This window comes from Streptomyces sp. NPDC096048 (assembly GCF_044763415.1).
Taxonomy (GTDB): domain Bacteria; phylum Actinomycetota; class Actinomycetes; order Streptomycetales; family Streptomycetaceae; genus Streptomyces.
On sequence record NZ_JBIWGG010000003.1, the window covers coordinates 58,354 to 69,118 of the forward strand.

The following is a 10,765-nucleotide window of genomic DNA, read 5'->3' on the forward strand; positions in this document are numbered from 1 at the left end:
GTCGCCTCCTCGAGAAGGGACGTACGTCATGAACGGTGGCCTGCTCGTCGCCGGCACCACCTCCGACGCCGGCAAGAGCGTCGTCACCGCCGGGATCTGCCGCTGGCTGGTGCGGCGGGGCGTCAAGGTCGCGCCCTTCAAGGCGCAGAACATGTCGCTCAACTCCTTCGTCACCCGCGAGGGCGCCGAGATCGGGCGGGCGCAGGCCATGCAGGCCCAGGCGTGCCGCGTGGAGCCGACCGCGCTGATGAACCCGGTGCTGCTCAAGCCGGGCGGCGAGCGCAGCAGCCAGGTCGTGCTGCTCGGCAAGCCGGTCGGTGAGATGAGCGCCCGCGGCTACCACGGCGGTCGGCAGCGGCAGTTGCTCGGCACGGTGCTCGACTGTCTGGCCGAGCTGCGGGGCACGTATGACGCGGTGATCTGTGAGGGGGCGGGCAGTCCGGCCGAGATCAACCTGCGCCGGACCGACATCGTGAACATGGGGATCGCCCGGGGTGCCGGGCTGCCCGTGGTGGTGGTGGGCGACATCGACCGGGGCGGGGTCTTCGCCTCGTTCTTCGGGACGGTGGCGCTGCTCGCGCCCGAGGACCAGGCGCTGGTCGCCGGGTTCCTCGTCAACAAGTTCCGCGGTGACGTCTCGCTGCTGGAACCGGGTCTTGAGATGCTGCACGGGCTCACCGGGCGGCACACGTACGGCGTGCTGCCCTTCCGGCACGGGCTCGGCATCGACGAGGAGGACGGGCTGCGGCCCGCTTTCAGATCAAACACAGCCCTGCGCGGGACGGTGCGGGAGTCCGTCGTCGCGCCGCCGGTCGGCGAGGACGTGCTGCGGGTCGCCGTCTGCGCCGTCCCGCTGATGTCCAACTTCACGGACGTCGACGCGCTCGCCGCCGAACCCGGTGTCGTGGTGCGGTTCGTGGACCGGCCGGAGGAGCTGGCGGACGCGGACCTCGTGATCGTGCCGGGGACGCGCGGGACGGTCCGGGCGCTCCGGTGGCTGCGGGAGCGGGGGCTCGCGGACGCCATCGCGCGCCGGGTCGCCGACGGCCGGCCCGTGCTCGGCATCTGCGGCGGTTTCCAGCTGCTCGGCGAGCACATCGAGGACGAGGTCGAGTCGCGTGCCGGGCACGTCGACGGGCTCGGACTGCTGCCCGTGCGGGTGCGGTTCGCCCGCGAGAAGACCCTCACCCGACCGGTCGGCGAGGCCCTCGGCGAGCGCGTCGAGGGGTACGAGATCCACCACGGGGTCGCCGAAGTCACGGATGGTGAAGCCTTCCTGGACGGCTGCCGGGTCGGCCAGACCTGGGGCACGCACTGGCACGGCTCGCTGGAGTCGGACGGCTTCCGGCGGGCGTTCCTGCGCGAGGTGGCCGCCGCCGCGGGCCGCCGCTTCGTACCGGCCCCCGACACCTCCTTCGCCGCGCTGCGCGAGGAGCAGCTCGACCGGCTCGGCGACCTGATCGAACAGCACGCGGACACGGACGCGCTGTGGCGGCTCATCGAGTCCGGCGCGCCACGAGGTCTGCCTTTCATTCCACCGGGAGCGCCCGCATGAGCACAGTGTTGTTGTTGTCGACCGCCGACACGGACCTGCTGGCGGCCCGAGCGTCCCAGGCCGCCTACCGGATCGGCAACCCGACCCGGGTCGACGTACGGGAGGAGCTGCCGGGGCTCGTCGAGGGCGCGGACATCGCCGTCGTACGCCTGCTGGGCGGCAAGCGCGCCTGGGAGGACGGGCTCGCCGCGCTGAAGGCCGCCGGTGTCCCGACCGTCCTGCTGGGCGGCGAGAGCGTGCCGGACGCGGAGCTGATGGCCGAGTCGTCGGTGCCGGCCGGGGTGGTGGCGGAGGCGCTGCGGTACCTGGTCGAGGGCGGGCCCGCCAACCTCACCCAGCTCGCCCGGTTCCTGTCCGACACCGTGCTGCTGACCGGCGAGGGCTTCGACGAGCCGGAGAAGATGCCGGAGTACGGCGTCCACGGCTCCCGGGCCGTCGTGGAGGGGCGCCCGACGGTCGGCGTGCTCTTCTACCGCGCCCACCAGCTGAGCGGCAACACCGCCTTCGTCGACACGCTGTGCGACGCGATCGAGGCGCACGGCGCCAACGCGCTGCCCGTGTACTGCGGTTCGCTGCGCGGCGCGGATCCCGGGCTGTACGAGCTGCTGGGCCGGGCCGACGCCCTGGTCGCCACCGTCCTCGCGGCCGGCGGCACGCACGCCTCGCAGGCCTCGGCCGGCGGCGACGAGGAGGCCTGGGACATCGGCGCGCTGGCCGACCTGAACGTCCCGGTGCTGCAAGGGCTCTGCCTCACCTCCTCCCGCGCCGCCTGGGAGGCGTCCGACGCCGCCCTCTCCCCCATGGACGCGGCGATGCAGGTCGCGATCCCGGAGTTCGACGGACGCCTGGTCACGGTGCCGTTCTCCTTCAAGGAGCAGGGGCCGGACGACGTACCGGTCTACGTCGCCGACCCCGAGCGGGCCGGGCGGGTCGCCGGGATCGCCGTACGGCACGCGGTGCTGAAGCACAAGGCGAACGCCGACAAGAGGCTGGCGCTGGTCTTCACCGCGTACCCGACCAAGCACTCCCGCGTCGGCAACGCGGTAGGGCTGGACACCCCGGCGTCCGCGGTCCGGGTCCTGGACGCGCTGCGGGACGCCGGGTACTCGCTCACCGAGTACCCCGCCGGCGGCGACGAGTTGATCCACCGGCTCATCGAGGCCGGCGGCCACGATGTCGAGTGGCTGACGGAGGACCAGCTGGCGGCGGCGCCCGCGCGGGTGCCGCTGGCCGACTACCGGGCGTGGTTCGAGAAGCTGGACCCGGAGCTGCGGGAGGGCATGCGGGAGGCGTGGGGGGAGCCGCCGGGCTCGCTGTACGTCGACGGGGACGACATCGTGCTCGCGTCCCTCCGGTTCGGGAACGTCGTCGTGATGATCCAGCCGCCGCGCGGCTTCGGCGAGAACCCGATCGCGATCTACCACGACCCGGACATGCCGCCGTCGCACCACTACATGGCGGCGTACCGCTGGCTGGACAGCAGTTTCGGCGCCGACGCGATCGTGCACATGGGCAAGCACGGCACGATGGAGTGGCTGCCGGGCAAGGGCCTCGGGCTGAGCGCGGGCTGCGCGCCGGACGCGGTGCTGGGCGACCTGCCGCTGATCTACCCGTTCATCGTCAACGACCCCGGTGAGGGCACGCAGGCCAAGCGGCGCGGGCACGCGACGGTGGTCGACCACCTCGTCCCGCCGATGGCGCGCGCCGACACGTACGGCGACCTGGCCAAGCTGGAGCAGCTGCTCGACGAGTACGCGCTCGTCTCCGACCTGGACCCGGTCAAGGCGCCGGCGGTGCGCGCGCAGATCTGGACCCTGGTCAAGGCGGCCGAGCTCCATCACGACCTGCACGTGGACGACCAGCCGGACGACGACGCGTTCGACGAGTTCGTCATGCACATCGACGGCTATCTGTGCGAGATCAAGGACGTGCAGATCCGCGACGGCCTGCACATCCTGGGCGGCGGCCCGGTCGGCGAGCCGCGCGTGAACCTGGTGCTGGCGGTGCTGCGCGCCTCGCAGGTGTGGGGTGGGCAGGCGAACGCGCTGCCGGGCCTGCGGGCGTCGCTGGCCGAGCACTTCGGGCTGGTGGAGAAGGAACTGCTGGCCGAGCCGGGCGCACCGGTGAAGGTGCCGGTGGAGCTGACCGACCTGGTGGAGGGGCCGGCGCGCTCGGCCGCCGACGCGGTCGATCTGCTGGAGCAGTTGTGCCGGCGGTTCGCGGAGGGCATGGAGTCCCGGGACTGGGCCGTCACGGCCGTCCCCGCCCTGGTGCGGGAGGTGCTGGGCGCCGAACTCCCCGAGGCCGTCGCGGTGCTGGAGTTCGCGTGCCGGGAGGTCGTACCGCGGCTCGCCCGGACGACGGACGAGATCGGGCACATCCTGCGGGCCCTGGACGGCGGTTACGTCCCGGCCGGGCCGTCCGGGTCGCCCACGCGCGGGCTGGTCAACGTGCTGCCGACCGGCCGGAACTTCTACTCCGTCGACCCCAAGGCGATCCCGTCCCGGCTGAGCTGGGAGGTCGGCCAGTCCCTGGCGGACTCGCTGATCGCCCGTTACCTCCAGGACACCGGCGAGTACCCGAAGTCCGTCGGCCTCACGGTGTGGGGCACGTCCGCCATGCGCACCCAGGGCGACGACATCGCCGAGATCCTGGCGCTGCTCGGCTGCCGTCCGGTCTGGGACGACGCCTCGCGCCGCGTCACCGGCTTCGAGATCGTGCCCCCGGCCGAGCTGGGCCGGCCGCGCGTCGACGTCACGGTGCGCATCTCGGGCTTCTTCCGGGACGCGTTTCCGCACGTCGTGGGGCTGATCGACGACGCGGTGCGGGCGGTGGCGGAGCTGGACGAGACCGCCGAGCAGAACTACGTGCGCGCGCACGCCGACGCGGACACCGCCGAGCACGGCGACCGGCGCCGGGCCACGGCCCGCATCTTCGGCTCCAAGCCGGGCGCGTACGGCGCCGGTCTGCTGCCGCTGATCGACGCCCGCAACTGGCGCTCCGACGCGGACCTCGCCGAGGTGTACGCGGTGTGGGGCGGCTACGCCTACGGGCGGGGGCTCGACGGGCGCGCGGCGCGCGGGGACATGGAGACGGCGTTCCGGCGGATCGCGGTCGCGGCGAAGAACGTGGACACCCGCGAGCACGACCTCGTCGACGCCGACGACTACTTCCAGTACCACGGTGGCATGGTCGCCATGGTGCGGCACCTGACGGGGACGAGTCCGGAGGCCTACGTCGGCGACTCGGCCACCCCCGACCAGGTGAAGACCCGGACGCTGGGCGAGGAGACCCACCGGGTCTTCCGGGCCCGGGTGGTCAACCCGCGCTGGATGGCGGCGATGCGGCGGCACGGCTACAAGGGCGCCTTCGAGATGGCGGCCACCGTGGACTACCTCTTCGGGTACGACGCCACGGCCGGGGTCGTGGACGACTGGATGTACGAGAAGCTCAGCGCCGAGTACGTCTTCGATCCGGAGAACCGGGACTTCATGAAGAAGTCCAACCCGTGGGCGCTGCGGGGCATCACGGAGCGGCTGCTGGAGGCCGCCGACCGCGGCCTGTGGGCCGAACCGGACGCGGAGACGCTGGAGCGGCTGCGCGCCACCTATCTGGAGCTCGAGGGCGACTTGGAGGGCGACGAGAAGTGAGCACCCCGTTCCCGTTCACGGCCGTGGTCGGCCAGGACGACCTGCGCCTCGCGCTGCTGCTGAACGCCGTCTCCCCGGCCGTCGGCGGCGTGCTGGTGCGCGGCGAGAAGGGCACCGCCAAGTCCACGGCGGTGCGCGCGCTGTCGGCGCTGATGCCGGAGGTGGACGTCGTCTCCGGGTGCCGGTTCTCCTGCGATCCGGACGCGCCCGACCCCGGCTGCCCGGACGGCCCGCACGAGCCGGGGGCGTTCGCGTCCCGCCCGGCGCGCATGGTGGAACTGCCCGTCGGCGCCTCCGAGGACCGGCTGGTCGGCGCCCTCGACATCGAGCGGGCGCTCGCGGAGGGCGTGAAGGCCTTCGAACCGGGCCTGCTGGCCGACGCGCACCGCGGGATCCTGTACGTCGACGAGGTCAACCTGCTCCACGACCACCTGGTCGACCTGCTGCTGGACGCCGCCGCGATGGGCGCCTCGTACGTCGAGCGCGAGGGTGTGTCGGTGCGGCACGCCTCGAAGTTCCTGCTGGTGGGGACCATGAACCCCGAGGAGGGCGAGCTGCGGCCGCAGCTGCTCGACCGGTTCGGGCTGACCGTCGAGGTAGCGGCCTCGCGCGAGCCCGACCAGCGGGTGGAGGTCGTACGGCGCCGGCTCGCCCACGACGACGACCCGGCCGGCTTCGCCGCGCGCTGGGCCGACGAGGAGGCCGCCGTACGGGCGCGGATCGTGGCGGCGCGGGAACTGCTGCCGTCGGTGCGGCTCGGCGACGGGGCGCTGCGGCAGATCGCGGCGACCTGTGCCGCCTTCGAGGTGGACGGCATGCGGGCCGACATCGTGATGGCCCGGACGGCGACCGCGCTGGCGGCCTGGGCCGGGCGGACCGACGTACTGGCGGAGGACGTACGGCAGGCCGCTCTGCTGGCCCTCCCCCACCGGCGGCGGCGCAACCCGTTCGACGCCCCGGGTCTTGACGAGGACAAGCTCGACGAGACGCTGGAGGAGTTCGGCGGGCAGGACGGTGGCGGGGACGACGGGGACGGTGGCGGGGACGACGACCCCGATCCCGGTCCCGGTGGTCCCGGTGGGCAGCCGGAGCCCGACGACGCCCCGCGGGGTGACGGTGACGCCGCCGCGCGCCCCGAGGCCGGGGAGGGCGGGGAGCCGCAGCCCTCCGGTGGTGCCGGTGAGCAGTCGCCCGCACGGGCCGCCGAGCCGTTCCGTACGAAGGTGCTGAGCGTGCCCGGACTCGGCGAGGGCGCCGCCGGGCGGCGTTCGCGGGCGCGGACCGAGCACGGGCGGACCACCGGGGCCCGCCGGCCCGAGGGGGCGCTGACCAAGCTGCACCTGGCGGCGACGGTGCGGGCGGCGGCGCCGCACCAGCGGGCGCGGGGCCGGTCGGGGCGCGGTCTGGTGGTGCGCCGGGACGACCTGCGGCAGGCGACGCGTGAGGGGCGTGAGGGCAACCTCGTGCTGTTCGTCGTGGACGCCTCCGGGTCGATGGCGGCGCGGCAGCGGATGAGCGCCGTGAAGGGCGCCGTGCTGTCGCTGCTGCTCGACGCCTACCAGCGGCGGGACAAGGTCGGGCTGGTGACGTTCCGGGGTTCGGCCGCCGAGGTCGCGTTGCCGCCGACCTCGTCGGTGGACGCGGCGGCGGTCCGGCTGGAGTCGCTGCCGACGGGTGGGCGTACGCCGCTGGCGGCCGGGCTGCTGCGCGCCCATGAGGTGCTGCGGGTGGAGCGGCTGCGGGATCCCGCGCGGCGGGCGCTGGTCGTGGTGGTGACGGACGGACGGGCCACGGGTGGCCCCGAGCCCGTCGCGCTGGCCTCGCGGGCGGCGCGGCTGTTCGCCGCCGAGGGCGTGGCGTCGGTGGTCGTGGACTGCGAGTCGGGTCCGGTGCGGCTGGGGCTGGCCGGGCACCTCGCCGGTGAGCTGGGCGGCACGGCGGTGACGCTGGACGAGCTGCGGGCCGACTCGATCGCCGGTCTGGTGAAGGACGTGCAGAGCGACAGGAGGGCCGCGTAGTGCCGCAGGGAAAGCCGTCGGTAGTACCCGACGATGGACTGACGACCCGTCAGCGCCGCAACCGGCCGCTGGTGGTCGTGCACACCGGCATCGGCAAGGGCAAGTCCACCGCCGCCTTCGGGCTGGCGCTGCGGGCCTGGAACCAGGGGTGGCCGATCGGGGTGTTCCAGTTCGTCAAGTCGGCGAAGTGGAAGGTCGGCGAGGAGAACGCGCTGCGGGTGCTGGGCGCCAGCGGCGAGGGCGGGTCCGTCGACTGGCACAAGATGGGCGAGGGCTGGTCCTGGGTCCAGCGCGACGCGCAGATGGACAACGAGGAGAAGGCCCGGGAGGGCTGGGAGCAGGTCAAGCGGGACCTGGCCGCCGAGACGTACAAGCTGTATGTCCTGGACGAGTTCGCCTACCCGATGCACTGGGGGTGGGTCGACACCGACGAGGTCGTGTCCGTGCTGCGGGAGCGGCCCGGGACCCAGCACGTCCTGATCACCGGGCGGAACGCCCCGGAGAAGCTGGTGGGGTTCGCCGACCTCGTCACCGACATGTCCAAGGTCAAGCACCCGATGGACGCGGGACAGAAGGGGCAGAGGGGCATCGAGTGGTGACCTCGCCCTCCGTTCCCCGGCTGGTCCTCGCCGCGCCCTCCTCGGGCAGCGGCAAGACCACCGTCGCCACGGGGCTGATGGCCGCGCTCACCGCGCGCGGGCTCGCCGTGTCGCCGCACAAGGTCGGGCCCGACTACATCGACCCCGGGTACCACGCACTCGCCACGGGGCGGGTGGGGCGGAACCTGGACGCCTACCTGTGCGGGGCGGAGCTGGTGGCTCCGCTGTTCCTGCACGGGGCGCGCGGCTGCGATCTCGCGGTCGTCGAAGGTGTGATGGGGCTGTACGACGGTGCCGCCGGGGAGGGTGAGCTGGCGTCCACCGCGCACGTCGCCAAGTTGCTGCGGGCGCCCGTCGTGCTGGTCGTGGACGCGTCGTCGCAGTCACGGTCGGTGGCGGCGCTGGTGCACGGGTTCGTGTCCTGGGACCCGGAGGTGCGGGTCGGGGGCGTGATCCTCAACAAGGTCGGGTCGGATCGGCACGAGGCGCTGCTGCGGGAGGCGCTGGACTCCACCGGGGTGCCGGTGCTGGGGGTGTTGCGGCGGGCCGCGCGGGTGGAGACGCCGTCGCGGCATCTGGGGCTGGTGCCGGTCGCCGAGCGGGGTGCTGAGGCGGTCGCGGCCGTCGCGGCGATGGCGGCGCTGGTCTCCGACGGATGTGATCTTGAGGCGTTGGTCCGGTTGGCGCGGGCTGCCGGGCCGTTGCCAGGGGGCGCCGCCCCCTGGACCCCCGGGCCTTCGCCCAGCCACCGCCCGGCCCGGCCCGCTGAGAAGTCGCCGCCGCGTATCGCCGTTGCCGGCGGGGCCGCGTTCACGTTCTCCTACGCGGAGCACTCCGAGCTGCTCGCCGCCGCCGGGGCCGAGGTCGTCACCTTCGACCCCCTGCGGGACGAGGGACTCCCCGACGGGACCGCCGGGTTGGTCGTCGGGGGCGGGTTCCCCGAGGTGTACGCCTCCGAGCTGTCCGCCAACGAGCCGCTGCGCGAGGCCGTCGCCGAACTGGCGCTGAGCGGTGCTCCCGTCGCCGCCGAGTGTGCGGGGCTGCTCTACCTGTGCCGGGAGCTGGACGGGATGCCGATGTGCGGGGTGCTGGACGCGTCCGCGCGGATGGCGGAACGGCTGACGCTGGGTTACCGGGACGCCGTGGCCGTCGCCGACAGTGCGCTGGCCGTCGCGGGGACGCGGATGCGGGGGCACGAGTTCCACCGGACCGTGGTGGAGCCGGGGGCCGGGGCCGCGCCGGCGTGGGGGATGCGGGCGCCCGAGCGGCGCGTCGAGGGATTTGTGGAGCGCGGTGTGCACGCGAGCTATCTGCACACGCACTGGGCGTCCGAGCCCGGTGTCGCCCGTCGGTTCGTGGAGAGGTGCCGGACGTCATGAGCAGCAGGCTGATCGGGGTGGGGGTCGGGCCCGGGGACCCCGAGCTGGTGACCGTCAAGGGGGTCAACGCGCTGCGGGCCGCCGAGGTCGTCGTCGTGCCCGTCATGGCCGCGTCCGACGGAAAAGACGGCGGGGAGCCGGGACGTGCGGAAGCCACCGTGCTGCACTACGTGGGCGCCGAGAAGGTCGTGCGGGTCGTGTTCGCGCTGAACGAGCGCACCGACCGGGTCCGGCGCGAGGCCGCCTGGGACGCGGCCGGGGAGCGGGTCGCCGCGCTGCTCAGGGAGCACGGCAGCGTCGCCTTCGCCACCATCGGCGACCCCAACGTGTACTCGACCTTCACCTATCTCGCGCAGACCGTCGGCGAGCTGGTGCCGGGCACCGTCGTGGAGACCGTGCCGGGGATCACCGCCATGCAGGACCTCGCGGCCCGGTCGGGTGCCGTGCTGACGGAGGGCACCGAGCCGTTGACGCTGGTGCCGGTGACGGCGGGCGCGGCCGTGCTCAAGGACGCGCTGAACGGCCCCGGCACGGTCGTCGCCTACAAGTTCGGCCGGCAGGCCGCCGAGGTCGCCGAGGCGCTGCGGGAGACCGGGCGGCTGGACGACGCCGTGTGGGGGTCGGCGCTGGGGCTGCCGGAGGAATCCGTACAGGCGGCCGCCGAGCTGGACGGCGGGCCGCTGCCCTATCTCTCGACGCTCATCGCGCCCGCGCGGCGCGAGGGCGGGCGGGGCGGCAAACTGTGAACCAGGGCTCGTCACTCCGCCACACCCACCACCAGCCAGATGAACGCCGCGCCCGCCACCGTGCACAGCAGGGTCGAGCGGGCGGGGTGCTCGTGATGGGCCTCGGGGAGGATCTCGGCGGCGGCGAGGTAGAGCAGTACGCCGCCGAACAGGCCGAGATAGGCGCCGAGTACGCCCTCCGGGATCGAGAAGAGAAGGGTGGAGGCGGCACCGGCCACGGGCGCCACGGCGTCGGCGAACAGCATCGCGATCGCGCGACGGCGGGCGTTCCCGTACAGGCTGGTGAGCGTGTAGGTGTTGAAGCCGTCCGCGAAGTCGTGGGCGATCACGGCCATCGCGACCGCCGTGCCCATGCCGCCGCCGACCTGGAAGGCCGCGCCGATCGCCACGCCGTCCATCGCGCTGTGCCCGACCATCGCGGCGGCGGCCGTCAGGCCCACCTGGGGCGAACGCTGCCCGTGCTCGTCGGCGCCGTGCGCGGCGCGGCGGGCGGCCAGCAGGCGTTCCACGAGGTGCGCGAGCAGGAATCCGGCGACGAAGAGCAGCAGTGCCTCGGGCACGCCGAACACCTCGTCGCCCGCCGCCTCCAGGGCCTCGGGCAGCAGGTCGAGGCCGACCACGCCCAGCATCAGGCCGCCGGCCAGGCCCAGGACCAGGTGGCGCCGGTCGGTCACGCGCTGTGCCGTCCAGCCGCCGGCCAGCGTCATCAGGAACGCGCCGAGCGCGACGAAGACCGCCATGGGCCCTTGCTATCCGATCAGAGCGCGCATCCGCGCGCACGACAGCGGCAACCGCAGTAAATATGCGTAGGAAAGGAC

7 protein-coding genes are annotated in these 10,765 nt (G+C 73.8%); 6 read left to right on the forward strand and 1 reads right to left on the reverse strand.

Annotated elements, in window-relative coordinates:
• Positions 1 to 28: 28 nt before the first annotated feature.
• Genes ACIQ6R_RS08280 through cobI form a run of 6 tightly spaced genes read left to right on the forward strand, consistent with a single transcriptional unit; the run spans position 29 to position 9,947 of the window.
• Positions 29 to 1,555 carry a cobyric acid synthase gene (locus ACIQ6R_RS08280; protein WP_404219697.1) on the forward strand — a complete coding sequence of 509 codons (1,527 nt, stop codon included), beginning with the start codon at positions 29 to 31 and terminating at the stop codon, positions 1,553 to 1,555.
• Positions 1,552 to 5,205, forward strand: coding sequence for a cobaltochelatase subunit CobN (gene cobN, locus ACIQ6R_RS08285; protein WP_404219699.1), 3,654 nt, complete (start codon positions 1,552 to 1,554; stop codon positions 5,203 to 5,205). The genes ACIQ6R_RS08280 and cobN overlap by 4 nt, the downstream gene beginning before the upstream one ends.
• Entirely contained in the window at positions 5,202 to 7,223 is a 2,022-nt protein-coding gene (locus tag ACIQ6R_RS08290; protein WP_404219701.1) for a putative cobaltochelatase, read from the forward strand. Before cobN ends, ACIQ6R_RS08290 begins: the two co-directional genes overlap by 4 nt.
• Positions 7,223 to 7,822 carry a cob(I)yrinic acid a,c-diamide adenosyltransferase gene (gene cobO, locus ACIQ6R_RS08295; RefSeq protein WP_404219703.1) on the forward strand — a complete coding sequence of 200 codons (600 nt, stop codon included), beginning with the start codon at positions 7,223 to 7,225 and terminating at the stop codon, positions 7,820 to 7,822. Before ACIQ6R_RS08290 ends, cobO begins: the two co-directional genes overlap by 1 nt.
• Positions 7,816 to 9,201, forward strand: a complete 1,386-nt coding sequence (locus tag ACIQ6R_RS08300) for a cobyrinate a,c-diamide synthase (protein ID WP_404219705.1) — start codon at positions 7,816 to 7,818, stop codon at positions 9,199 to 9,201. The genes cobO and ACIQ6R_RS08300 overlap by 7 nt, the downstream gene beginning before the upstream one ends.
• Complete coding sequence (gene cobI / locus ACIQ6R_RS08305) at positions 9,198 to 9,947, forward strand: precorrin-2 C(20)-methyltransferase (protein ID WP_404219707.1); 750 nt, start codon at positions 9,198 to 9,200, stop codon at positions 9,945 to 9,947. Before ACIQ6R_RS08300 ends, cobI begins: the two co-directional genes overlap by 4 nt.
• An 11-nt stretch (positions 9,948 to 9,958) precedes the next feature.
• Here the strand turns inward: cobI and ACIQ6R_RS08310 are convergent, their stop codons facing one another.
• Positions 9,959 to 10,687 carry a ZIP family metal transporter gene (locus tag ACIQ6R_RS08310; RefSeq protein ID WP_404185308.1) on the reverse strand — a complete coding sequence of 243 codons (729 nt, stop codon included), beginning with the start codon at positions 10,685 to 10,687 and terminating at the stop codon, positions 9,959 to 9,961.
• Between the last annotated feature and the right edge of the window lie 78 nt (positions 10,688 to 10,765).

Coding starts and splice junctions, on each gene's coding strand:
- ACIQ6R_RS08280 (WP_404219697.1), top strand. CDS start 29: ATGAACGGTGGCCTGCTCGTCGCCGGCACCACCTCCGACGCCGGCAAG.
- cobN (WP_404219699.1), top strand. CDS start 1,552: ATGAGCACAGTGTTGTTGTTGTCGACCGCCGACACGGACCTGCTGGCG.
- cobI (WP_404219707.1), top strand. CDS start 9,198: ATGAGCAGCAGGCTGATCGGGGTGGGGGTCGGGCCCGGGGACCCCGAG.
- ACIQ6R_RS08310 (WP_404185308.1), bottom strand. CDS start 10,687: ATGGCGGTCTTCGTCGCGCTCGGCGCGTTCCTGATGACGCTGGCCGGC.